At 34.9% G+C, this 24,745-nt stretch carries 19 protein-coding genes and 1 riboswitch; of the genes, 17 read left to right on the forward strand and 2 right to left on the reverse strand.

What is annotated here, in order from left to right; genetic code table 11:
- Positions 1–110 precede the first annotated feature (110 nt).
- From AC22L0_RS01720 to AC22L0_RS01780, 13 genes are all read left to right on the forward strand, one after another.
- Positions 111–692 carry a TetR/AcrR family transcriptional regulator gene (locus AC22L0_RS01720; protein WP_000164831.1) on the forward strand — a complete coding sequence of 194 codons (582 nt, stop codon included), beginning with the start codon at positions 111–113 and terminating at the stop codon, positions 690–692.
- Between the two features lie 2 nt (positions 693–694).
- Positions 695–862 carry a hypothetical protein gene (locus AC22L0_RS01725; RefSeq protein WP_000783813.1) on the forward strand — a complete coding sequence of 56 codons (168 nt, stop codon included), beginning with the start codon at positions 695–697 and terminating at the stop codon, positions 860–862.
- 79 nt (positions 863–941) lie between these two features.
- Positions 942–1,418 (forward strand): PH domain-containing protein, encoded by a 477-nt coding sequence (locus tag AC22L0_RS01730; RefSeq protein WP_487272097.1) that lies wholly within the window; start codon positions 942–944, stop codon positions 1,416–1,418.
- A complete protein-coding gene (locus AC22L0_RS01735) occupies positions 1,411–2,853 on the forward strand; it encodes a PH domain-containing protein (RefSeq protein WP_065704657.1) in 1,443 nt (480 codons plus the stop codon). Before AC22L0_RS01730 ends, AC22L0_RS01735 begins: the two co-directional genes overlap by 8 nt.
- 200 nt (positions 2,854–3,053) lie before the next feature.
- Positions 3,054–3,707, forward strand: a complete 654-nt coding sequence (locus AC22L0_RS01740) for a DUF975 family protein (protein ID WP_000625400.1) — start codon at positions 3,054–3,056, stop codon at positions 3,705–3,707.
- 224 nt (positions 3,708–3,931) lie between these two features.
- Positions 3,932–4,357 carry a hypothetical protein gene (locus AC22L0_RS01745; RefSeq protein ID WP_002098741.1) on the forward strand — a complete coding sequence of 142 codons (426 nt, stop codon included), beginning with the start codon at positions 3,932–3,934 and terminating at the stop codon, positions 4,355–4,357.
- Positions 4,358–4,806: 449 nt separating this feature from the next.
- Positions 4,807–5,343, forward strand: a complete 537-nt coding sequence (locus tag AC22L0_RS01750; RefSeq protein ID WP_000028010.1) for a TetR/AcrR family transcriptional regulator — start codon at positions 4,807–4,809, stop codon at positions 5,341–5,343.
- Positions 5,344–5,515: 172 nt separating this feature from the next.
- Positions 5,516–5,608: riboswitch (cyclic di-GMP riboswitch) on the forward strand.
- Positions 5,609–5,667: 59 nt separating this feature from the next.
- Complete coding sequence (locus AC22L0_RS01755) at positions 5,668–11,442, forward strand: SpaA isopeptide-forming pilin-related protein (RefSeq protein WP_487272098.1); 5,775 nt, start codon at positions 5,668–5,670, stop codon at positions 11,440–11,442.
- 478 nt (positions 11,443–11,920) lie between these two features.
- Positions 11,921–12,658, forward strand: a complete 738-nt coding sequence (locus tag AC22L0_RS01760) for a 2OG-Fe dioxygenase family protein (RefSeq protein WP_000144819.1) — start codon at positions 11,921–11,923, stop codon at positions 12,656–12,658.
- On the forward strand, positions 12,655–13,401 hold the full coding sequence (locus AC22L0_RS01765) for an SDR family NAD(P)-dependent oxidoreductase (protein ID WP_001208941.1): 747 nt from the start codon (positions 12,655–12,657) through the stop codon (positions 13,399–13,401). The genes AC22L0_RS01760 and AC22L0_RS01765 overlap by 4 nt, the downstream gene beginning before the upstream one ends.
- 88 nt (positions 13,402–13,489) lie before the next feature.
- Complete coding sequence (locus tag AC22L0_RS01770; RefSeq protein ID WP_000939630.1) at positions 13,490–14,431, forward strand: DMT family transporter; 942 nt, start codon at positions 13,490–13,492, stop codon at positions 14,429–14,431.
- Between the two features lie 230 nt (positions 14,432–14,661).
- Positions 14,662–15,138: a PH domain-containing protein gene (locus AC22L0_RS01775; protein WP_098207859.1), complete on the forward strand. Its 477-nt coding sequence runs from the start codon at positions 14,662–14,664 to the stop codon at positions 15,136–15,138.
- On the forward strand, positions 15,131–16,546 hold the full coding sequence (locus AC22L0_RS01780) for a PH domain-containing protein (RefSeq protein ID WP_487272099.1): 1,416 nt from the start codon (positions 15,131–15,133) through the stop codon (positions 16,544–16,546). Before AC22L0_RS01775 ends, AC22L0_RS01780 begins: the two co-directional genes overlap by 8 nt.
- 385 nt (positions 16,547–16,931) lie before the next feature.
- Here AC22L0_RS01780 and hmoB read toward each other — a convergent pair whose 3' ends face one another.
- Positions 16,932–17,435 (reverse strand): heme-degrading monooxygenase HmoB, encoded by a 504-nt coding sequence (gene hmoB / locus AC22L0_RS01785; protein ID WP_048568198.1) that lies wholly within the window; start codon positions 17,433–17,435, stop codon positions 16,932–16,934.
- Positions 17,436–17,562: 127 nt separating this feature from the next.
- Here hmoB and AC22L0_RS01790 point away from each other — a divergent pair, with 127 nt between their 5' ends.
- The 4 genes from AC22L0_RS01790 to hemY all read left to right on the forward strand — a co-directional run bounded on the left by AC22L0_RS01790 (position 17,563) and on the right by hemY (position 23,295).
- A complete protein-coding gene (locus AC22L0_RS01790; protein ID WP_097796472.1) occupies positions 17,563–19,680 on the forward strand; it encodes a transglycosylase domain-containing protein in 2,118 nt (705 codons plus the stop codon).
- Positions 19,681–19,857: 177 nt separating this feature from the next.
- The gene (gene hemE, locus AC22L0_RS01795; RefSeq protein ID WP_487272100.1) at positions 19,858–20,904 is read left to right on the forward strand and encodes a uroporphyrinogen decarboxylase; all 1,047 of its coding nucleotides are present in this window, start codon (positions 19,858–19,860) and stop codon (positions 20,902–20,904) included.
- Positions 20,905–20,918: 14 nt separating this feature from the next.
- Positions 20,919–21,854, forward strand: coding sequence for a ferrochelatase (gene hemH / locus AC22L0_RS01800; RefSeq protein WP_000726800.1), 936 nt, complete (start codon positions 20,919–20,921; stop codon positions 21,852–21,854).
- Between the two features lie 19 nt (positions 21,855–21,873).
- The gene (gene hemY, locus AC22L0_RS01805; protein WP_487272101.1) at positions 21,874–23,295 is read left to right on the forward strand and encodes a protoporphyrinogen oxidase; all 1,422 of its coding nucleotides are present in this window, start codon (positions 21,874–21,876) and stop codon (positions 23,293–23,295) included.
- A gap of 56 nt (positions 23,296–23,351) precedes the next feature.
- On the opposite strand, the gene AC22L0_RS01810 is transcribed toward hemY, so the two are convergent.
- A complete protein-coding gene (locus AC22L0_RS01810; protein WP_098664076.1) occupies positions 23,352–24,704 on the reverse strand; it encodes a DUF4026 domain-containing protein in 1,353 nt (450 codons plus the stop codon).
- Positions 24,705–24,745 lie beyond the last annotated feature (41 nt).

A 24,745-nucleotide genomic window follows, 5' to 3' on the forward strand; every position in this document is an offset into this window, starting at 1 on the left:
TCTGTATTTTCTGATAAACACCTTCTGTAGTGCTAACTAAATTGAAAATCATTTCGTTTTGTTTTATAATTTACTTACCGACCGGTAAGTAAAAATAAGTGAGGTACAGTATGACGAAGAATTTACAAACATCGCAAAACATTGTAGAGGCATCATTTAAACTTATGGCAGAACACGGCATTGAGAAGATGAGTCTTTCCATGATTGCGAAAGAGGTAGGTATTTCAAAACCGGCTATTTATTATCATTTTTCTTCTAAAGAAGCGTTAATCGATTTTTTATTTGAAGAAATTTTCTCTGGATATCATTTCGTGAGTTATTTCGATAAAGAGCAATATACGAAAGAAAATTTTGCAGAAAAGTTAATTGCTGATGGTTTACATATGCTCTCTGAATATGAAGGGCAAGAAGGGATATTACGCGTTATCAATGAATTTATCGTAACTGCATCGCGAAATGAAAAGTATCAGAAACGCTTATTTGAAATACAAGAAGATTTCTTAAATGGTTTCCACGATTTATTGAAGAAAGGCGTAGAACTTGACGTAGTGTCACAACATGAAACGGAAGAAAATGCTCATACGCTAGCACTCGTGATTGATAATATGAGCAACTATATGCTCATGGGATTCCAGTTAAAGTATAAAGAAATTTGGATTCGAAATGTGAAAAACGTCATGAAGGAGGAGTAAAGATGAAAATGCAAAAAAACTGGTGGCTCGGTTTTCTTGGATTTATTGGGGTTTATAAAATACCAGGTATGATTGAAGCTTTTCAAGCGGATGGAAATTGGATGAAGTTAATCGGTTTCATTTGGCTACTTTGGTTCGGATATTTTATTCCTGAGAAGAAAGAAGATTGAATTTCAATTTTCTGTAAAGTTACGTAAAATATAGATTGAGAGTATTCATATATTAGATTACTAGATTTGGAGTGGTTACATGGATCCATTGAAAAATGAAATTCACCCTGACATGGTCAAGGTGTGGAAAGTTCGTGCTGTAATTGAAGAAGGGATCGGTATACTCGTTATTTTAGCTTACCTTTTCCTCATGATAAAGTTTGATTGGTGGGCGTGGATTTTGTATGTGATGATTGGGCTAACAGTTGTGTTCGCACCATTTGCGTACTTCTTATTCCCGAAACTACGTCAACGTTATTACAGCTATCAACTAAATGAAGAAGAACTTGAAATTCAGCATGGTCTTTTTGTCGTAAAGCGCGTATTAGTACCGATGATTCGTGTGCAGCACGTAACGATTGAACAAGGACCAATTATGAGAAAATATGGCTTAGCAGAATTACAGATTTCAACGGCAGCAACTTCTCATAGCATCCCAGGTTTAACGATGTATGAAGCTGAAATGTTGAAAACGAAAATCGCAGAATTAGCGAAAGTGAGTGATGAGGATGTATAAAAGGCAGCATCCAATCACGATGTTATTAGAGTTAAAAATAACAGACTTTATACCACTCATTATTTTTCTTTTTAGCTTAAGGGGAAAGTTTCCATTTTGGTATTTAGTTCCTATTGGCTTTGCGTTAATCACAATTATTTCAGCTATCGTAGGCTGGTATTACAAAGTATACTGGGTCGAAAATAACGTATTACATGTGAAACAAGGTCTCTTTGTGAAAAAGGAGAGCTACTTAAATAAAGAACGTGTTCAAACAATTAATACAAGTTCTAACGTACTATACCAAATGCTCGGTTTGAAAAAAATTCAGATTGAAACAGCTGGCGGGGGCGATGAAGCAGAAGTTAGCTTAGCTGGAATTACGGTAGAAGAGGCGACGGAGCTTATTACTTTGCTAAATGAGCCAACTCCAGAAGTGAAAGCAGAAAAAACGTTAGACGAAGCAGCAGAAAATACAGTAGAAAAAGCAATTGTTACAGAGGAAAAACAAACGACAGAGTACAAGTTAACGTGGAAAGAGATTTTAATAGCGTCTGTTACATCTGGTCAATTTGGAGTATTGTTCTCTTTAATCTTTTTCGTTTATCACCAAGTAGATGAGTATATTCCGAAATGGATAAAAAATAGTGTGACGTCATATGTAATGGACCACGATATATATGGCTGGATTTACATGGTAGCTATTTTACTTGTCGTTTCTTGGATGATATCTACAATTGGCTACGCGTTAAAACACGGTAACTTCACAGTGAATCGAAAAAATGATGAAGTCCGTATTTCGCAAGGGTTACTGGAGAGAAAAGAACTCGTACTAAAATTGCACCGCATTCAAGGGATTACGATAAAAGAAGGCATTTTACGCCAACCGTTCGGTTATTGTGCTGTGCAAGTAGAAGTCATTCAAAGTGAAGGGAAAGAAGAAAAAGTTACACTGCATCCTATCATTCGAAAAAATCGAGTGCAACAATTACTCGCGCATTTACAATTACCATACGAACTGAATGCAAATATTACTTCGTTACCAAAAGCAGCATTGCGCCGCTATCTCATTGATAGTTTCATCTTTTTCGCTATGCTCGCAATCCCGCTTACTGGAATAAGCGTATACTTTGAAAAGTATTACATCATGTGGGCATTACTACCGCTCGCAATCCTTATCTTTACACTTGGCTACGCAACATTTAAAACAAATGGCTACAGTGTTAACGGAGAACAAATTACACTTGTCTATCGTAGCGTCGGAAAATATACAGGACTTATTAGAAGAAGACACGTCCAATCAATGGAGAAGACACAATCATATTTCCAGCGCCGTGCGGATTTATGTACGTATAAGTTTTCGAGTGCATCATCTAGTTATAAAATAGAGCATACGAGAGTAGAAGATGCGGAGAGAATGCAGGATTGGTATAAGAAGAAAATAAATGAGATGTAACTTGAGAAAGCTTGCCTATTATGAAAGGCAGGCTTTTTTGTTATAGGGAAAAGAGTCGTTTAATCCATATATTAGTACAACTACAGCACACATGTATCAATACGTATGAAAAAAGGTAATATGCTTCTGTTTTAGGAAAATATGTGGGATTTTTGATATAAATGGTATAATAAAATGGAAATAGTATTAGGAGGTTATATATGATAAGTCAGTTGAAAAGAGAAGCACTTGATGCATTAAAAGGAAGATGGGGACTAGCGGTAGGGGCAACCTTATTAATTGGAATCCTTATTGGAGCTGTTGAAATGCTAACAACAGGTATTTTCTCGATATTTTGGGGTTGGGAAGAAGCAAGTGATTCACTTACAGTAAGTATTATAGTAATGCTTGTTATTGGTCCATTAACAATAGGTGCCTATTATCTTGTTTTAAATGCAATTCGTGGGACTGATGCTCGCATTGGTCATATATTTAGATGGTTTAGCGATGGAAGTAAGTTGATGAAGTCGTTTTTAACATATTTACTAATGTATGTCTACTTGACTCTATGGACATTACTTCTTATTATTCCAGGTATTATTAAATCATTTTCTTATTCTATGACATATTTTATTTTGAATGATCATCCAGAATATACAGCGAATCAAGCGATTACTGAGAGTCGTCATATGATGAATGGACATAAAATGGATTACTTTTTACTATGCTTAAGTTTCTTAGGTTGGTTCATTTTAAGTATTCTTACTGTAGGAATCGGTTTCTTATGGTTAGCACCTTATTTCTACGCGACATCAGCCGCATTTTATGAAGAGATTTCAAAAGAATATTATAAAAAAGAAGGCACTACTTTCTAATAAAACATATAAACTATCTACCCTAAAGAATGTAGGGAGCAGATAGCAGATGGTTTAGGTGTTTTGATATTTGTCCTATTTTCGGGATTCACTTCAGGATAAGGTATAGATTTTTATATAGAAATGCTACCCTCTATGTTTTATCATAGAGGGTTATTTTTTTATGTAAAAATGATAGGAAATAATGAATAATATATGTAAAGAAAAAAGCGAGGTGAATGAGAGTGAGCAAATTTTTAATACCGTATTCATTTTCTATATTAAGTTTCTTTATTTCAGCAACAGCACTTGATTTATATGATAGGATGGGAAACGATAGTGAGCTGGTTTCGCCGAACATAATTGGAAAGATAATTCAATCTACTGCGCAAATGGGAGTCCTTACATTGTATTTCGGAGTACCTATTATTTTAGGTGGCTGTCTACTTGGTGAGCTATTGTTTAGAGGTATCATTTTACGATTTAAACTAAGCTATATTATATCTTTATTATTATATCTATTTTTAGCTTTTAGTATTGTTTTCGTAACGGTAGGCATTCCAACTACATATGAAGATTCTAATACATTTTTCATGGGGATAACTATGATTTGTGCTGTTACATTCTTTGTGAGTCGGAATATATGGGAAAACAAGTTAATAATGGAGTGACAAAATGAAATACACCTGTCCATGTTGCGGATATAAAGTTTCACTTTATTGGATCAGTTAGAAAACCGACTAGTGAAGATGTGAAGGATGCTAGTTGGCAGCGAATTTGTTAAGTAAAATGTTATTACTCAATTTAATGGGAGTAATAACATTTTTTATTTAGTACTGAAAGAATTACTGCTGTCTTAAAGTAATAAGAAGGAATAAATCGGTAAATTTTATTAATGGATATATTTTCAATAAATACAAAAGTATAGATGTATAGTCAGCTTTGTGTATTTAATGTTATCATATTGAATGATATGGAAATTTTTAATAGAATAAGTAACTAAAAATTCAAAGGTAATGAAGCTTTTGTTGTATAAAGAAAATACTTAGTAGTAATCAACAATATTAAAAATAAGATTCGTATTTATATAAATTTAGTAGAAATGGGGTTTTAAAAAGGAATGAGTATAAGCATAACGCGGCAAAAGATTTTGGCGGCCGCTTCTCAAATTGTACAATGTAAAGGGGTTGCTAAATTAACTTTAGAAGCAGTGGCAAAAGAGGCGGGTTTAAGCAAAGGTGGATTATTGTATCACTTTTCAAATAAAGAAGCTTTAATAGAAGGTATGATAGTCCGAGGGGTAGAGGATTATGAAGGGGCCATTTACAATAAAGTAGCGGAAGACTCAGAGAGGAAAGGGAGATGGGTTCGCTCTTTTGTAGAGGAAAGATTAAGTAATGAGAGAAGAACAGAAGAGTTGTCTAGCAGTATGATGGCAGCACTCATGTTAAAACCTGAATTACTTGAGCCATTACAACAATCATTTCAGCAACTGCAAAAAAATATAGAAAATGATGAGATAGATTCAGTTTGTGCAACAATTATTAGATTAGCAGCAGATGGATTATGGTATTCGGAATATTTAGGGGTTGGAAGACTAAGCCCCGAGTTAAGAGAAAAAGTGATTCAAGCTCTTATTAGTAATTCATATAAATAGAATATACTAACTATATAATTTAAAAATGATTCACCATTGCTTCTTTAATGTAGTGGTGAATTATTTTTTTTATTAGAAAAATAGAACAATTTTATAGAGTATTGAATTATAACCGTCCAGACGGTATAGTAATATTTGGTTTAAGAGGAAAATGAAACAAAAAAAGAATAAAAGATATTTTTAGCACACTATTCGAAAGGATAGGCCGCAAAGCTTAGAGTCTACGGTAATACATATTGGTTACTAAGATCGTCTGGTTGCACATTTTTGATGCAACCGGACGGTCTTTTTTTGTTATATAAATATAAAAAATAGGAAGGAACTATGCAAATGAAAAGTACTAAAAGACATATTTCAATGGTTTCATTAGTTTTTCTAGTATTATTTTCAGTGCTGAATGTGTGGGCTCCAGTTATTCAAGCTGCTGTGATGAAAAGTCCAGTGGACGAAATTAATATTTCCCGTACTGATGGCACGACATCTGAACCATATCAAGCCTCAGATGGTATGAAAGTAGAAGTGAAGTGGTCAGCTAAAGAAAAAATAAAAAGTGGAGATCAATTCACAATTGATATGCCAAAAGAGTTTCGAAAAGACCTTATGAATATGAGTTTTCCTTTAAAAGATGCTGAAGGAAAAACAGTTGGTACATGTGAGATGAAAAAGGGTCTATTAACGTGTACTATGGGTGATTACGTAGAAGGAAAGAACAACATTAAAGGTTCTTTATTCGTAGAATTCTACTTTGGTCTAGAAGCATATGATGGTGTTAAAGAAATTCCATTAGAATTTAACGTTGATGGTCAAATCGTAAATAAAGAAGTAAATGTAAGTAATACGACAGAGAGACCGAAGCCACAACCCAATACGGAAAATCTATTGAAATGGGGTTCTTATAATCAAGAAGATCCGTCTATTGCTGATTGGCTTGTATATGTAAATGCAACTGGAACAGAAATGCAAGATCTTAAATTAACAGATACATTAGGACCTGGGCATGAGTTAATTACAGACAGCGTAGTATTAGAAGAGGCTGTATTTGAAGATGGTTATGCACCAACAAATATTAAGCCAGCAAATTTATCTAACATTAAAATAAATGCAACAAAGACTGGATTTACAATTGAATTTCCAGACAGTTCAAAAGGCTATATTTTAAGATATAAAACAAAGGTTACAAATCCTGCTGCAAAACCTCATAAAAATACTGTGAAATTAGAAGGTAAAAATATTAAAACTGAAGAAAAAGTAGGACAAGTATTTGTGAGTGGTGGGGGAGGATCTGGTTCAGGTGACAATAATCCACCTAGCATTGAAAAAAATATAGTTGATGAGAATGGCAAGCTTGTAGAGAATGAGCAGCTAACACAAATGGATCAAGTTATTCAATACCAAGTTGGTACACATATACCGAACGATCCTTCTAAATACACATCTATGGTAATTAGTGATGATTTAGAAGATGTTTTAGAAGTATTAGAGGCAAAAGTGTATGATAAAAATGGCCAAGATATTACTTCTAAAGGGACGTTAAATATAGATAAACAAAGAAGTGAAGTAACATTTACGTTTGGTGAGAATTTTGATTATAAGTCATATGAAGACCAGATAATTAATCTTAGTATCAAGGCGAAAATTAAAAATAATGCAGACTTATCTTCTTACGTAGATAAGCAGATTCCTAATAAAGCGGAATTACATTTTGATGATAAAACATTAACATCAAAAGAAGTAACTATTACACCGCCTGAAGCTCCAAAAGATGGTACAGTATCGCTTCATAAAATAGATTCTGAGAATCCGAACAAAGGGTTAAAAGGTGCCGAATTTGAAGTTCGAAATAGTGCAAATGAAGTTGTTGCAAAACTGACAACGGACGAAAAAGGTTTTTCAGTACCTCAAACTTTAGCTCCTGGGACGTATAAAGTTTATGAAACAGTAGCACCAGAAGGATATCAAAAATTAACAAGCCCAGTAGAGGTTACACTTCAAGCTGGAGAAACAAAAACAATTGAAATTAAAAATACTGTGCAAAAGGGTCAAATTGAAATAAAGAAAATTGATTCGGAAAATGGTGAAAAACCATTAGCAAATGCAGAGTTTGATATAGTAAAAGACGGTGTAGTAGTCGAACATATTGTTACAGATAAAGATGGTAAGGCAATCTCTAAACCGTTAGCACTAGGAAAATATATTTTAAAAGAAACGAAAGCGCCTGAAGGCTACCAATTAAAAGAAACAGAGTTCGAAGTAAGTGTAACAGGGGACAGCATATTCCCAATACAAGTGGAAAATGCAATGGTAGACAAAGGTAATATAGAAATTACAAAAGTGGACAAAGAAAACGGAGCAGTATTAGCGGGTGTCGAATTTGAAGTCCAAGATGAGAAAGATGAAGTAGTAAGAAAAGTAGTAACAGATAAAGATGGAAAAGCAAATGTTTCAGATCTATCAGTAGGAAAGTACAAATTAGTAGAGACGAAAAGCTTACCAGGTTATAAAAAGCTAACAGAACCAGTACCATTTGAAATAAAAAAAGGTATGACAAAAGCTTTAGCAATAAAAGTAGAAAACGAGCAGTTAGACAAAGGCTCAGTAGAAATTACAAAAATAGATAAAGATAGTCAAAAAGTATTAGAAGGCGTAGTCTTCGAAGTGCAAGATGAGCAAGGAAAAGTAGTAACAGAAGTAAAAACAGATAAAGATGGTAAAGCAAAAATCTCTGATTTATCAGTAGGGAAGTACAAATTAGTAGAGACGAAAAGTTTACCAGGCTACAAAAAGCTAACAGATTCAGTATCATTCGAAATTAAAAAAGGTATGACAACAGTCCTATCGTTGAAAGTAGAAAATGAACAGTTAGATAAAGGTTCAGTAGAAATTACAAAAATAGATAAAGACAGCAAAAAAGCATTAAAAGGCGTAGTTTTTGAAGTGCAAGATGAAGCTGGAACAGTAGTAAAGGAAGTAAAAACAGATAAAGATGGTAAAGCAAAAATCTCAGATCTATCAGTAGGAAAGTACAAATTAGTAGAGAAAGAAAGTTTACCGGGCTATAAGAAACTAACAGATCCAGTATCATTTGAAATCAAAAAAGGCATGACCGAAGTTCTATCATTAAAAATAGAAAATGAAATGGTAGATACGGGAAATATAGAGATAACAAAGATAGATAAAGATAATAAAGCACCGTTAGCGGGAGTAACATTCATCGTCCAAGATGAAAAGGGTAATGAAGTTACAAAAGTAACGACAGATAAAGATGGAAAAGCAAATGTTTCAGATTTACTTGTAGGAAAGTATGAATTAGTAGAGGTAGAAAGTTTACCTGGTTATAAAAAATTAGAAAAACCAATATCATTTGAAATCAAAAAAGGCATGACCGAAGTCCTATCATTAAAAGTAGAAAATGAAATGGTGGATACAGGGAATGTCGAGATAACAAAAATAGATAAAGATAGTAAAGCACCATTAGAAAATGTTGTATTTGAAGTACGTGATTTAAAAGGAAAAGTAGTTGCGAAAGTAACAACGGATAAAGAAGGAAAAGCAAACGTTTCAGATTTATCTATCGGGAAGTATGAGTTGGTGGAAGTAGAAACACCGGCAGGATACAAACCACTAGAAAAGCCAATTTCATTCGAAATTGAAAAGGGTAGAGTAACAGCGCTAAAGCTAACAGTAGAAAATGAATTAGTGGATACAGGAAATGTAGAAATTACAAAAGTAGATAAAGAAAATAAAGATGCTTTAGCTGATGCAGTCTTTGAAATTCAAGATGAAGCAGGACAAGTAGTCGCTAAAATAACGACAGATAAAAAAGGACAAGTACAAGTTACTAATTTATCAGTCGGCACATACAAGTTAGTAGAAGTAAAAGCACCAAAAGGATATAAACAATTAGTAGATCCGATTACTTTCCAAATTGAAAAAGGCATGACAAAATCTCTTGCTTTAACAGTAGAAAACGAAATGTTAGACAAGGGAAATGTAGAAATCACAAAAGTAGATAAAGATAATCAAAAAGCATTAGAAGGCGTAGTCTTCGAAGTACAAGACGAACAAGGAAAAGTAGTAACGGAAGTAAAAACAGATAAAAATGGTAAAGCAAAAATCTCAGACTTATCTGTAGGAAAGTACAAATTAGTAGAGAAAGAAAGCTTACCAGGTTACAAAAAACTAACAGAGCCAGTATCATTCGAAATCAAAAAAGGTATGACAGAAGTCTTATCATTAAAAGTAGAGAATGAACAGTTAGACAAAGGCTCAGTAGAGATTACAAAAGTAGATAAAGATAGTCAAAAAGCATTAGCAGGTGTAGTCTTCGAAGTACAAGATGAAAAAGGCAAAGTAGTAACAAAAGTAACGACAGATAAAGAAGGAAAAGCAAAGATTGCTGATTTATCAGTAGGAAAATATAAGCTAGTAGAGGTAGAGAGCTTACCAGGATATAAAAAACTAGCGAAATCAGTATCATTTGAAATCAAAAAAGGTATGACAGAAGTCTTATCACTAAAAGTAGAGAATGAACTAGTAGACAAAGGCTCAGTAGAAATCACAAAAGTGGATAAAGATAGTCAAAAAGTATTAGAAGACGTAGTCTTCGAAGTGCAAGACGAACAAGGAAAAGTAGTAACGGAAGTAAAAACAGATAAAAATGGTAAAGCAAAAATCTCAGACTTATCTGTAGGAAAGTACAAATTAGTAGAGAAAGAGAGCTTACCAGGCTACAAAAAACTAACAGAGCCAGTATCATTCGAAATTAAAAAGGGTATGACAGAAGTTCTATCATTAAACATAGAAAATGAAATGGTAGATACGGGAAATGTAGAAATTACAAAAATAGATAAAGATAATAAGGCACCGTTAGCAGGTGTAGTCTTTGAAGTTCAAGACGACAAAGGCAAGGTAGTAACGAAAGTAACGACAGATAAAGCTGGAAAAGCAACAGTTGCAGATTTATCAGTAGGAAAGTACAAGTTAGTAGAAGTAGAGAGTTTACCAGGCTACAAAAAATTAGAAAAGCCTGTACTATTTGAAATTACAAAAGGTATGACAAAATCTTTAGCGTTCACTGTAGAAAATGAAATGGTAGATACGGGGAATGTAGAAATCACAAAAATAGATAAAGACAGTAAAGCACCATTAGAAAATGTTGTATTTGAAGTACGTGACTCAAAAGGCAAAGTAGTTGCGAAAGTAACAACGGATAAAGAAGGAAAAGCAGACATTTCAGATTTATCTATTGGAAAGTATGAGTTAGTAGAAGTAGAAACACCAGCAGGCTACAAACCACTAGAAAAGCCAGTTTCATTCGAAATTACAAAAGGTATGACGAAAGTCTTATCATTGCAAGTAGAGAATGAACAGTTAGACAAAGGTTCAGTGGAGATTACAAAAATGGCCGCTGAAAGCAAGGAAGTCTTATCAGGAGCTGTGTTTGAGGTTCATGATGAAAAGGGAAAAGTAGTAGTGAAAGTAACAACAGATAAAGATGGAAAGGCAAAAATCACAGATCTATCTGTAGGTAACTACACACTAGTAGAAGTAGAAGCACCAAAAGGATATGAAAAATTAACTAATCCAATTCCATTTGAAATTACAAATGGAATGATAAATGCAGTTCAATTAGAAGTATTAAACAAATTGAATCATTTAGCGCCACCAGGCCCAGAAACACCAGATCCAGAAAAACCTGGAACACCAGATCCAGAAAAACCTGGAACACCAGATCCAGAAAAACCTGGAACACCAGATCCAGAAAAACCTGGAACACCAGATCCAGAAAAGCCTGGAACACCGAATCCGGAGAAACCTGGAACACCGAATCCAGAAAAGCCTGGAACACCGAATCCGGAGAAACCTGGAACACCGAATCCAGAAAAGCCTGGAACACCAAATCCAGAAAAGCCTGGAACACCAAATCCAGAAAAACCTGGGACACCAGATCCAGAAAAGCCTGGGACACCGAATCCAGAGAACCCTGAAAAAGAATTACCGAAGACAGGGCAGAAAATGCCTGTGGAACCATATATGGGAGCACTTCTTGTAATGATGAGTTTTGGATTACTCATATTAGGTAGAAAACAGCAGAGATAATAAAGGTGAAAAGGTATCCTCAAAGTATTTGAGGATACCTTTTTTAGCATAAAAAAAAGCATCTAGCAAAAGTACTAGATGCAAATAAAAACACAAGGGAAGACAAAATTCTTCCCTTTTCCCGTATGTAATTATATCAAAAAATTTATAAAAAACTAGCTATATTTAAAATATAATTTTTAAAAAAGTTATATACATAAATAATTGCAATACGCGCAGTTTTATCTTTCTGAAAAATCTATTTCTTTATTTTTGAATATTAAGACTAATGTTGATAAATCTTCAGATAATTAGAAAAAATACCCGAAAGGATATATAGTATTGCTTAATAAATAATTTTAACGAATTACGTATATTTCATTTGGTGTATTAATTGAATATCATAATTTTTAATTTTATTAAGCAAGAATCTCGGTTACTTATTGCATTTCTAACATAGGGTGAGATAGAAAAATACAATAGTGTGGAGGTTTTTATAATGACGTTTGTTCTTAGTAAAATGAGTGGCTTTAGCATAGAAGAAAAGGTACATGAATTTGAATCTAAAGGATTCCTTGAAATCTCAAATGAAATCTTTTTACAAGAGGAAGAGAATCATCGTCTATTAACACAAGCACAGTTAGATTATTATAATTTGGAAGATGATGCATACGGTGAATGCCGTGCTAGATCTTATTCAAGGTATATAAAGTATGTTGATTCACCAGATTATATTTTAGATAATAGTAATGATTACTTCCAATCTAAAGAATATAACTATGACGATGGCGGGAAAGTTAGACAGTTCAATAGCATAAATGATAGCTTTTTATGTAATCCTTTAATTCAAAATATCGTGCGCTTCGATACTGAATTTGCATTTAAAACAAATATAATAGATACAAGTAAAGACTTAATTATAGGTTTACATCAAGTAAGATATAAAGCTACTAAAGAAAGACCATCTTTTAGTTCACCTATTTGGTTACATAAAGATGATGAACCAGTAGTGTTTTTACACCTTATGAATTTAAGTAATACAGCTATTGGTGGAGATAATTTAATAGCTAATTCTCCTCGGGAAATTAATCAGTTTATAAGTTTGAAGGAGCCTTTAGAAACTTTAGTATTTGGACAAAAGGTCTTCCATGCCGTAACGCCACTTGGAACAGAATGTAGTACGGAGGCTTTTCGTGATATTTTATTAGTAACATTTTCTTATAAGGAGACAAAATGAGAGAGAATAAAATAATTATGATTTCTGGAGCCAATAGCGGTATAGGTCATGCTTGTATAAAATACTTTTTAGAAAAATCATTTCATGTAATAGCGCTTGATATTAATAATAATAATTTAATAGATTATATGAAAACAGATATGCCTTTGAAAGTAGTGCAAATTGATTTAAGTAATAGCGAAGCGATTCATAATCTTTTTACTCAATTAGATTTAGAAAAGCTTTCTCCTGATATATTAATAAATGCAGCTGGTATTCGAGAGATAACACCTGTTTTACATTTATCCGATGATATGTTTAAAAAAGTAATTGATGTAAATTTAGTAGCCCCATTTATCCTTTCTAGGGAAGTAGCGAAGCGATGGTGCGAATCGAAAATAAAAGGTTGTATTGTGAATATAGCATCGGTTTCTGGATTAATGGCTGAACCAGAGCGAGCTGCTTATGTTGCATCAAAGCATGCTTTAATCGGATTGACTAAACAGATGGCTATGGAATTTGGAAAGCAAAATATAAGGGTGAATAGCATTTCTCCCGGTGTTATTAGAACTGAACTTACAGAAGAATACTTTAGTAATACAGCCTTGATGTCTATGATAAAAAGTAATCAATCTTTAGATACTTGGGGGTTGCCGCAGGATATTGTTTCATGTATTGAGTACTTGATTTCTGATCAGGCCCGCTTTATTACTGGTTCTAATTTTGTAATTGATGGTGGTTGGACTGCTGGGAAAAATTTATAATTGAGTGTTTTTGAGGAAAAGCACCTGTCCTTTTTTAGGCTGGTGTTTTTCTCACTATAAACCGAGTTTTTATTGGAGGGGGATTAATTTGCTTCAAAAAAGTTTTAAGCAAGAGAAAACGGTACCGGCTTTAAAGATGATAGCATCAATGGTTATCTTTGGATCAGTTGGATTTTTTTCAGTTCAAACAAACTTACCTTCGTTTGAATTAGTGTTTGTAAGGTGTATTTTTGCGACAATATTTTTAAGTGTATGCTGGTTGCTTACAGGGCAATATAAACAAGATAAATGGGAACGAAAAGAAGTTATTCAAGTTTTAATATGTGGCTTTTTCTTAGTATTTAATTGGGTTTTCTTATTTAAAGCCTTTGAAAATATGTCAGTTACAATTGCTATCTCGGTTTATCATCTTGCACCAGTAATTGTACTGTTAATTGGAAGTATCGTCTTTAAAGAAAAATTAACATTAATATCTATCATTTCAATAGTTGTGTGTTTTGCAGGAGCTTTATTAATTGCTGGTATCGATGGAAGTTTCTCTGTCGGTTCATTAATGTCTTCAGGTATGATATGGGGATTTCTTGCAGCTCTCTTTTATGCATTTACAACTTTATTTGGTAAAGGGATTAACAAAATGAGTGCGTATGCAATGACATTTTTACAAACATTCTTGGGGATATTTCTTTTAATACCATTTATAGATTTAGATGCTTTTAGTGGCCTCACTCAAAGTAATTGGACATATATTATAGCTACTGGTTTTATTCACACAGGGATAGTATATTATCTGTTTTTTGATAGTTTACGCTATTTATCTACAAAAACAATCTCAATATTAGTTTTTTTGGATCCGGCAGTGGCAATATTATTAGATACTGTACTTACTGGATTCCGTCCAACTTTAATGCAAATAACAGGAATTCTTTTTATTTTTATTGGTATGACTTTAACATTAAAAAAATCTAAAGATAAAAAACTGAGCCAAAAAGAAAAGCGAATTGAAAGCGATGCTAGTATATCTCAACAATAATGAAATATATTGTGTATAAAACGATAAACCTTACATGAATCATGTAAGGTTTATTTTAGTTCAATATAATTCATATTTATAATATATAATTTTCAAAACTGAGGTATGTTTTTCTTTAATATGCTTTTGATTCATATATTTTTATTTGACTATAAATTTACAAAAATGTATATGAAATCTTATTTTTTGATAATATATAAGTAATAAATTCATAGAATTGGAGTGATGAGATGCAGCCGTTAGAAAGGGAGATTCATTTTAATATGCTGAAAGTGTGGCGAATTCACGCTTTAATTGGGACGGCAGTTATACTAACAGTCGTAATTGCGTATTTCTTTTTTATGATTAACTTTAACTGGTGGGGCTGGTTGTTTGGACTATTAGTAACAGGAGCTATTACATTTATTCCACTTGATTATTTTGTGTTTCCAAATTTACGTCAGCGCTATTATAGTTACAGATTAAATGAAGAAGAGATTGAGATTCAAAAGGGAATGTTCGTTGTAAAACGCGTACTTATTCCGATGATCCGTGTGCAGCACGTAACGATTGAGCAAGGGCCGATCATGAGAAAGTATAATTTAGCAGAATTACACATTTCAACAGCCGCAACTTCTCATAGTATTCCAGGTTTAACGAAAGAAGAAGCAGAACAGCTAAAAAGACAAATTGGAGAACTTGCGAAAGTGAGTGATAAGGATGTATAAGAGGCAACATCCGATTACGATATTGTTAGGTATTAGAGTTGCGAGTTTGTTGCCACTTATTATTCTTGTTTTATTTAAACCTGATGAACAAGTGGAACCTTGGTATTTATTTTATCTTTTCCTTCTGGTTGTTTTATTCATCATGGCTATTTTTTCAGCAATTAAATGGTATTTTAAAGTGTACTGGATTGAGAATAATATTTTACATATAAAGCACGGTGTTTTTGTAAAGAAGGAAAGTTATTTAAATAAAGAACGTGTGCAAAATGTTAGTACGTCTTCTAATGTCATTTATCAGATGCTTGGGCTTATGAAGTTAAATATAGAAGTAGCGGGTGGTGGTAGTGAACCAGAAGTGATGTTGGCTGGTATTAAAGAAGACGAGGCAAAACATTTAATCTCTTTATTACATAAGAAAGAAACTACTGTAAAAGAAGAAATAGAAGAGGAAGAAAGCAAGACGGTTTATCAGTTAACAGCGAAAGAGGTTTTAGCAGCAGCGATTACATCTGGTCGGTTCGGACTAGTGTTTTCTGGACTGGTACTTCTTTACACAAAGTTTGATTTTGTTCTTCCTGAAGGATTCACAAGTAAAGTAGAAGGGTATGTGATGGGAAACGGTGTTTATAAACTAATTGTAATAGCATTAATTTTAATGGCAATTTCATGGATTATTTCCACGGCTGGATATGTGTTGAAATATGCAAACTTTAAAATTGAGCGAAAAGGGGAAGAAATTCGTATCGTTCAAGGGTTATTTGAAAAGAAAGAGTTTGTCTTAAAATTGCACCGAATTCAAGCGATTACTGTAAAAGAATGTATGCTTCGCCAGCCATTTGGTTATTGCGCTGTTGAAGTGGAAGCAATTCACAGTATTGGAGCAGCAAGTAATGAAGTGATGCTGCATCCTTTTATGAAGAAAAAAGATGTACAGCACCTGCTCACATATTTAGAGTTACCTTATGAAATTGAAGCGGAGATCGCTCACTTACCAAAAACAGCGTTGCGTCGTTATTTCATTATGGGCTGGTTAATAAGTATCATACTCACAGTTCTAATTGCTAGCGTAAGTATATATTTAAAACAATATATTGCGTTATTTTTTATTTTACCGTTATTTATCGTGTTTTCGTTACTTGCGTATGCTAGATATAAAAGTGGCGGTTATGAATTAAGAGAAAATCAACTAACGGTTGTATATCGTAATTTTTCGAAATATACAGGAATAATGCGAAGAAGACATGTTCAAGCAGTAGGTTATAATCAATCGTATTTTCAAAGAAAGGATGAATTATGTACAACTCTTGTAGCGGTAGCGGGGCGGGGTTATGAAGTAAAGCATATGAGAAAAAAAGATTCATTTCGTATATATAATTGGTACAAAGAAAAAGGAAACACCGGTGTGTAATGGTGTTTCCTTTTTGTGTCATGATTTGTCGATAAGTCGATATATTCGAAGAAACGCTGATATAATTCGAGTTGCGCTGATATATTCAGAAAAACGCTGATATAATTCGAGTTGCGCTAATATATTCGAAGAAACGCTGATATAATTCGAGTTGCGCCGATAAATTCGAAGAAACGCTGATATAATTCGAGTTGCGCCGATAAATTCGAAGAAACGCTGATATAATTCGAGTTGCGCCGATAAATTCGAAGAAACGCTGATATAATTCGAGTTGCGCTGATATATTCAGAAAAACGCTGATATAATTCGAGTTGCGCCGATAAATTCGAAGAAACGCTGATATAATTTCACATACCGCGGTTTCCGAACTCCAAACTCAAAAAAATTAAACTAACACATCAAAAGTAGTCACAAAAGAAGGGCGAGAGAAAATACTCTTTTGCTGTTCCGCATGTGGATGCGCTTGAGCCTGAGGTTTTCCTTCTGCTTGCGTGGGACGTTTTTTATGAGCGTTTTCGAATGAACGTGATTCTGTCCAGTCTTTAAAGTTTTGCTCTGTTTCCCACATCGTTAAGATGACATATGTATCGTTACTTAATGGACGTAGAACACGGATCGCTTGGAATCCTGGTTCGTTTTCGATAAGGCCTGCGCGGTTTTTAAAGCGGTTTTCAAATACAGGGCGACCTTCGTCTGTTACAGAAATGTTGTTACAAACGATATAGCCAGGTTGTCCTTTAAATTCGCCGACAGCATCTAGTACGTCATACTGAAGTGAACCTTCTACAGATTCTTCTGTATTTTCTTTATAAAACATATTTTTCTCATCATTTTTTGCAGTGAAATGTGCTTGTTCTAGAGGTGTTTCGTATGAAATAATAGCCTTCATTTTAATGCCCCCTTACTAGTTTGTTTCTATTATATCAACTCTCTTAAAAAACTTCGAAGATTATATACATAAAGATACTTCTTTTTCAAATAATAAATGTACCATCATTTGGAAAGAAGGACGATGTATGAAGAAAGTAAAGTGGACTTTATTAGGCGGCGTCGCAACGTTCGTAGTAGCGATTGTACTCTATAAACTTATCGTGTTAGCTGGTGGCTATATGATGGATGAAAAGCAGCTCGTTTTCCACTCTTCATCACGTATCGTTGACCAGAAAGGGAAAGAAATTACGAAATTATACGTAGAAAATAGAGACCTCGTACCGATCGAGCAAATTCCGAAGTATGTGCAGCAGGCGTTTGTTGCGGTGGAAGATTCTCGTTTTTATGAGCATCAAGGGATTGATTATCCGTCTATATTCCGTGCTCTTTATAAAGATACGTTAGCTAGAGAGAAGGTAGAGGGCGGTAGTACCATTACGCAGCAACTCGCTAAAAACGTCTTTTTAACTCGTGAAAAAACATTTACGCGCAAATTGAAGGAAGTCGCAATTTCTCTTCAATTAGAGCAAAAATATACGAAGCAACAAATTCTTGAAATGTATATGAATCATATTTATTTTGGTCATGGGGCTTACGGTATTCAAGCGGCAGCAAAGTTGTATTTTAATAAAAATGTTGAGGATTTAACAGTAGAGGAAGGGGCAATGCTTGCAGGCCTTCCGAAGTCACCAAACGGATATTCACCGTACTATTCTGCAGAGAAGAGTAAGGAACGGCGCGATCTAGTATTGTCACTTATGCATAAACAAGGCTATTTGACTGCAGAAGAAAGCGTTCGTTATCAAGGGAAGACAATTGCTCTATATAAAAATTTAGATGAGAATGAGCTTGCATATATGCCGTATATTGATATGGTCATAGATGAAGCCGCTCGTTTATACGGGTTGTCTCATCAAGAAGTACTTCGCGGAGGATATACGTTTGTCGTACCTATGGATGAAAAGATTCAAAAGGTAGCATATAACCAGTTTCAAGATGCAAGGAATTTTCCTGGGAAAGAAGAAGGGGCGCAAGGTGCTTTCTTATTAATGGATAATCGTACGGGAGGGATTAAAGCGGCGATTGGGGGAAGAAAGTACGTCCCGAGAGGATTTAATCGTGTTTTTGCCAAAAGGCAGCCCGGATCTGTTTTAAAACCACTTATCGTTTATGCACCAGCACTAGAAACGAAAAAGTATAATCCGTATTCTTTATTAACAAATGAAAGAAATTCTTTTGAAGGGTATGAACCTCGAAATTATAATCATGAGTATTCAAAAGAAATGACGATGTATGATGCGATTTTAGAGTCGGCAAACGTACCGGCAGTTTCTTTATTAAATGAGTTAGGGGTAGAAGAAGGAAAGCAATATTTAGAAAAAGGAAATATCCATATTGCAGATGCTGGTTTAAGTACAGCTCTTGGGGGACTAAAAAATGGCGTTTCAACATTTGATCTTGTAAAAATGTATCGTTCATTTTTAGCAAATGGAAATATTATTGAGCCGCACGTTATTGATAAAGTATTAAATAGACACGGTGCAGTCATTGGGGAATCTCCAAAAGTAGAGACGAAAATCTTCTCGAAGCAGACAGCATGGTATATGACGAAAATGTTAGAAGGAGTTGTGAAGGAAGGAACAGCGAGAGTTGGTGTATATAACGGTGCGTTAGCTGGAAAAACGGGTACAACTTCATTGCCAAATGACGATAAGGGAGCAAGAGATATGTGGTTCGTCGGCTATACACCTAACTTAGTAGGCGCTGTTTGGATTGGTTATGATCGCACGGATAAGGAGCATCAGTTGCAAGGAGAAAGTGCATCTGCGACAAAATTGTTCAAGAAAATTTTAACGAAGGCTAATGTAGAACATAAAGAGAAGTTTATGAAGCCTGAAGGTGTGGAAACAATCGGCGCTCCGATTCGACTGCGCAAAATTGAAGATGTAAAAATGAAACTATCATTTAGCCCTTTCGGTTTATTTAAAGCAAAATTAAGTTGGACGCCACTTCCAGATAACAGAATTATGTACCGAATCTATAGAGTGGAGAACGGAATTCATACACATGTTAGCACTGTAAATGGTGCTGGGGAATATGAGGAAAAGTTCGTTAACATATTTTCAAAACCGAGCTTTTACGTTGTACCATATAATACACAAACGAATCGTGAAGGAGAAAAGTCAAAAGTAGCTAAACCATAGTTTTTCTCTGTGTTATAATAAGAATGTTGTGAAAATAGTAAGCGTTTTTAAGAATGTTTGTGTCAATTTAATGAACAACGTACATAATATTATGCATTTTGTTTTTACAAGCTGTATAGTAAAAAAAGATAAATATCGAACGTATTCGAAGCATTGGTAAGGAAGGGAGCAAGGGTCTTGGTAAGAACTATAAATGAGACATTTTTAAAAGCATGTAGGGGGGAACGTACCGATTATGTACCAGCATGGTATATGCGTCAAGCAGGTCGTTCACAGCCGGAATATAGAAAGATTAAAGAAAAGTATTCTTTATTTGAAATTACACATAATCCAGAGTTATGTGCTTACGTTACAAAATTGCCGGTTGATCAATATAACGTAGACGCAGCAATTCTTTATAAAGATATTATGTCACCACTACCTGCAATTGGTGTGGATGTAGAAATTAAATCAGGTATTGGCCCAGTTATTGATAATCCAATCCGTTCTTTACAAGACGTAGAAAAACTAGGGGAAATCAATCCAGAAGATGACGTACCGTACATACTAGATACAATTCGTTTATTAACGACAGAAATGTTAGACGTACCGTTAATCGGTTTTTCAGGAGCTCCATTTACATTAGCGAGCTATATGATTGAAGGCGGTCCATCTCGTAACTACCATAATACGAAAGCGTTCATGTATGCAGAGCCAAAAGCTTGGTTCGCTTTAATGGATAAACTAGCAGATATGGTTATTACATATTTAAAAGCGCAAATAAACGCAGGAGCAAAAGCAGTTCAAATTTTCGATTCTTGGGTTGGAACAGTAAATGTAGCAGATTATCGCGTATTTATTAAACCAGCAATGGAGCGTATTTTTGTAGAAGTTCGTAAGATGGGTGTACCGATGATTATGCACGGCGTAGGAGCTGCACACTTAGTGAATGAGTGGCACGACTTACCGCTTGATGTAGTCGGCTTAGACTGGCGCTTACCGATTGAAGAAGCACGTGCACGTGGCGTTCATAAGGCGGTACAAGGTAATATGGACCCTTCATTCTTACTTGCACCATGGTCTGTTATTGAAGAACATGTAAAAGGTATTTTAGATCAAGGGATGAAACAGCCGGGTTATATCTTTAACTTAGGTCACGGTGTATTCCCAGAAGTAAATCCGGATACATTAAAACGTTTAACTACATTTATTCATGAATACTCTAAAGGGCAGTTAGCGAAGTAAAGGAGAATTGCTGTATGAAAAAGAAAATTGGTTTGCTTGTAATGGCATACGGAACGCCATATAAAGAAGAAGATATTGAACGTTACTATACACATATTCGTAGAGGAAGAAAGCCAAGTCCTGAAATGCTGGAAGATTTAACAGAGCGTTACCGTGCAATTGGTGGTATTTCTCCTTTAGCTACTATTACATTAGAGCAAGCTAAGAAGTTAGAACAGCGTTTAAATGAAGTACAAGATGAAGTAGAGTACCATATGTATCTTGGTTTAAAACATATTGAACCGTTTATTGAAGATGCGGTGAAAGATATGCATAACGACGGAATACAAGATGCAATCGCACTTGTTCTTGCACCTCACTATTCTACGTTTAGCGTGAAATCATACGTTGGACGAGCACAAGAAGAAGCTGAGAAACTTGGAAACTTAACAATTCACGGCATTGATAGCTGGTATAAAGAGCCGAAATTCATCCAGTACTGGGTTGATGCAGTGAAAGGTATATATAACGGTATGTCAGATGCAGAGCGTGAAAAAGCAGTATTAATCGTATCTGCACATAGCTTACCAGAGAAAATTATTGCAATGGGCGATCCATATCCAGATCAATTAAATGAAACAGCGGATTATATCGCGCGCGGAGCTGAAGTAGCAAACTATGCAGTAGGCTGGCAAAGTGCAGGAAACACACCAGATCCTTGGATTGGTCCAGATGTACAAGATTTAACGAGAGAACTAAATGAAAAGCACGGTTATACTTCATTCGTATATGCACCAGTTGGATTTGTTGCGGAACATTTAGAAGTTTTATATGACAACGACTTTGAGTGTAAAGTTGTAACGGATGAAATTGGTGCGAAATATTATCGTCCAGAAATGCCAAATGCATCGGACGCATTTATTGATTGTTTAACAGATGTTGTATTAAAGAAAAAAGAATCTGTACTGTAAGAAGAAAGGGGGAGCCTGCTTGAGGAAAAAAGTTGTGATCGTCGGCGGAGGCATCACTGGATTAACAGCAATGTATAACTTACAAAAAAATATTCATGAAAAAAACTTGCCGATTGATACATTACTTATAGAAGCATCGGGTAAACTTGGCGGAAAAATTCAAACCGTTCGAAAAGATGGATTTACAATTGAGCGCGGACCGGATTCTTTCTTAGCACGAAAAGAAAGTGCAGCTAGATTAGTGAAAGAATTAGGTCTTGGCGATGAACTTGTAAATAATCAAGCCGGTCAATCATTTATCCTCGTAAACAATCGGTTACATAAAATGCCGAATGGATCAATGATGGGAATTCCAACGCAAATTACGCCGTTTCTATTTTCCGGGCTGTTCTCCCCAATTGGTAAACTAAGAGCTGGTTTTGATCTATTAATGCCGAGGTCAAAGCCAGTATCTGACCAATCACTCGGACAATTTTTCAGAAATCGTCTTGGAAACGAAGTGGTTGAAAACTTAATAGAACCGTTACTATCGGGTATTTATGCAGGGGATATTGATGAAATGAGCTTAATGTCAACATTCCCGCAAATGTATCAGATTGAGCAGAAACATCGCAGTATTTCACTCGGTATGCGTACGCTCGCTCCGAAAGAAGAGAAATCTGAACCGAAAAAGGGAATGTTCCAAACAGTGAAAACAGGTTTAGAATCTATCGTAAAATCTCTCGAAGCAAAGATGCATGAAGGTACGATAATAAAGGGAACTCGCATTGAAAAAGTTGCAAAACAGGGTGATGGTTATACAATTACTCTTAGTAACGGAAAAGAAATAGAAGCGGACGCCATCGTAGTGGCAACTTCGCATAAAGTATTGCCGTCCATGTTTGCTCAGTACAAGCAGTTTCGTTTCTTCCGTAATATTCCATCCACATCCGTTGCGAATGTGGCACTTGCTTTCCAAAAGTCTGCAATCCAGCGCGATATTAATGGTACAGGATTTGTCGTATCACGAAATAGCGATTACACCATTACAGCATGTACGTGGACGCATAAAAAATGGCCACATACAACGCCAGAAGGAAAAACACTCCTTCGCTGTTACGTTGGACGTGCTGGTGATGAAGCGGTTGTAGAACAAACTGAAGAAGAACTCGTTCAGCTCGTACTAGAGGATTTAAAGAAGACGATGGATATTACAGAGGATCCAGAGTTTACAATCGTAAGTCGCTGGAAAGAAGCGATGCCTCAATATACAGTAGGCCATAACGAGCGAATGAAACAGCTCACAACATTTATGGAGAAAGAGTTGCCAGGTATATACTTGGCAGGTAGCTCCTATGCTGGCGCTGGACTTCCAGACTGTATTAATCAAGGTGAGGAAGCTGCAAAGCGTGTATTATCTCATTTGGAGAAAGTAATAGATGCTGAATTAATCGCACAATAAATTATAAGAAACGCCTTCAATCATATTGAAGGCGTTTCGTTTATTATATAAAATACTTATTCGCCAATAAACATATATAAGTTATTTGGCTTTATAACAGCATCTCCTGCATAAATAACCCACTCTGTTAAGTTATCAAAATCTAAATGATAACTATTTCCTTCACTCATATCTTCTATGAAATATGGTTCATTAATGAGTATTCCTTGAATGAAATCTTCCGTAATGTTTTGCATTTCAAACCACATATGTTCACTTTTTCCTTCTTCGTAGGAGACACCAAACTTAGCAAGGAAACGAAAATCTTCATTTGATTGTTCAATGTGAAAAATGTTGCTGAAATACCCAAAAGTATTTTTCGCATTGTAAGCCATACGATCGGTTTCACTATTTGTTTTATAGAACATGAGCCCTGTAGCTTCCTCGTGTTCTTTGAAAAAACTTTCAATATATTCTTCTGAAGTATTAAATTTGAATAAGAGAACGGATGGAGATTGATGGTATTCATCTCGGGCATCCATTCCGCCTAAGAATGTATTTTGTGCATCTATTGGTTGTAGTTTCACTTCCTCATCTTCGATTGAAGATAATTGGTCCATACTCGTTTTATGCCCTATATAAGATAATCCTTTTTCCCACGGAACAGCGACTGTATGTATAGAACCTTGCTGACTATGCGCGATAACGATAGGCTCATTCATAGGGACTTGTCCATTCTCAACGGCATTATTAGCAAATGTTTGAAAGAGATCGCTAATGCCGTAGTAGGAAGAAATGCGATTTGGAATAATTAACTCTATTTCAGTTACGCCTGCTCTTAAAAGACCATGTGTATGAAACCAATATTGCGTAGGCTCACCGTCTTTATCGTCTTCATAAACGGAATGAATAACGTATAAGTCAGGAATGTCAGGTAATAATTCATTTTCAACGTGATATTCAATATAGCTTCTAGATATCACTTTCATTGCTGCACTTGAATCGATTACAAATAACAAATCTGGGGCGAGATTCCATAAGAACTGTAACTGCTGGAAAAAGCAGTCCAGTACATTGCCTACAAATAGCGTACGAGTGAAAATTTCAGTGCCGAAAGCTGCATCTTCAAAATTACGATCTAAGATTGTAGCATCTTGTCTATTGTACATTTTATATCCTTCTGGATCGTTCGGTTCATCAATATGCAGTTCATACGGTATGACTGTTTCACCCATATGTAATTCAACAATAAGGCTTGTCTCATCACTATAAACAATTTTTAAATCATCAACTTTAGTAGCGATCGTTTCTAGTCGCTGTTTTAACTGCTCAATTGTAATTCTAGTTGGTATAACGGCAATCATATCTGAAAAATGACGTTCTAATGTTCCATTCATAGCTGCGCGGTATGTTTCTGTTTGCACTTCCATCCAATCACTCCTATTCAAATGAATCCATTTTACATGCCAAT

This window comes from Bacillus sp. LQ01, from assembly GCF_057624735.1.

Bases quoted from the DNA above. Each gene is read 5' to 3' on its own strand.
- AC22L0_RS01720 (WP_000164831.1), top strand. From the start codon at position 111: ATGACGAAGAATTTACAAACATCGCAAAACATTGTAGAGGCATCATTT.
- AC22L0_RS01725 (WP_000783813.1), top strand. From the start codon at position 695: ATGAAAATGCAAAAAAACTGGTGGCTCGGTTTTCTTGGATTTATTGGG.
- AC22L0_RS01730 (WP_487272097.1), top strand. From the start codon at position 942: ATGGATCCATTGAAAAATGAAATTCACCCTGACATGGTCAAGGTGTGG.
- AC22L0_RS01735 (WP_065704657.1), top strand. From the start codon at position 1,411: ATGTATAAAAGGCAGCATCCAATCACGATGTTATTAGAGTTAAAAATA.
- AC22L0_RS01740 (WP_000625400.1), top strand. From the start codon at position 3,054: ATGATAAGTCAGTTGAAAAGAGAAGCACTTGATGCATTAAAAGGAAGA.
- AC22L0_RS01750 (WP_000028010.1), top strand. From the start codon at position 4,807: ATGAGTATAAGCATAACGCGGCAAAAGATTTTGGCGGCCGCTTCTCAA.
- AC22L0_RS01755 (WP_487272098.1), top strand. From the start codon at position 5,668: ATGCAAATGAAAAGTACTAAAAGACATATTTCAATGGTTTCATTAGTT.
- AC22L0_RS01760 (WP_000144819.1), top strand. From the start codon at position 11,921: ATGACGTTTGTTCTTAGTAAAATGAGTGGCTTTAGCATAGAAGAAAAG.
- AC22L0_RS01765 (WP_001208941.1), top strand. From the start codon at position 12,655: ATGAGAGAGAATAAAATAATTATGATTTCTGGAGCCAATAGCGGTATA.
- AC22L0_RS01775 (WP_098207859.1), top strand. From the start codon at position 14,662: ATGCAGCCGTTAGAAAGGGAGATTCATTTTAATATGCTGAAAGTGTGG.
- AC22L0_RS01780 (WP_487272099.1), top strand. From the start codon at position 15,131: ATGTATAAGAGGCAACATCCGATTACGATATTGTTAGGTATTAGAGTT.
- hmoB (WP_048568198.1), bottom strand. From the start codon at position 17,435: ATGAAGGCTATTATTTCATACGAAACACCTCTAGAACAAGCACATTTC.
- AC22L0_RS01790 (WP_097796472.1), top strand. From the start codon at position 17,563: ATGAAGAAAGTAAAGTGGACTTTATTAGGCGGCGTCGCAACGTTCGTA.
- hemH (WP_000726800.1), top strand. From the start codon at position 20,919: ATGAAAAAGAAAATTGGTTTGCTTGTAATGGCATACGGAACGCCATAT.
- AC22L0_RS01810 (WP_098664076.1), bottom strand. From the start codon at position 24,704: ATGGAAGTGCAAACAGAAACATACCGCGCAGCTATGAATGGAACATTA.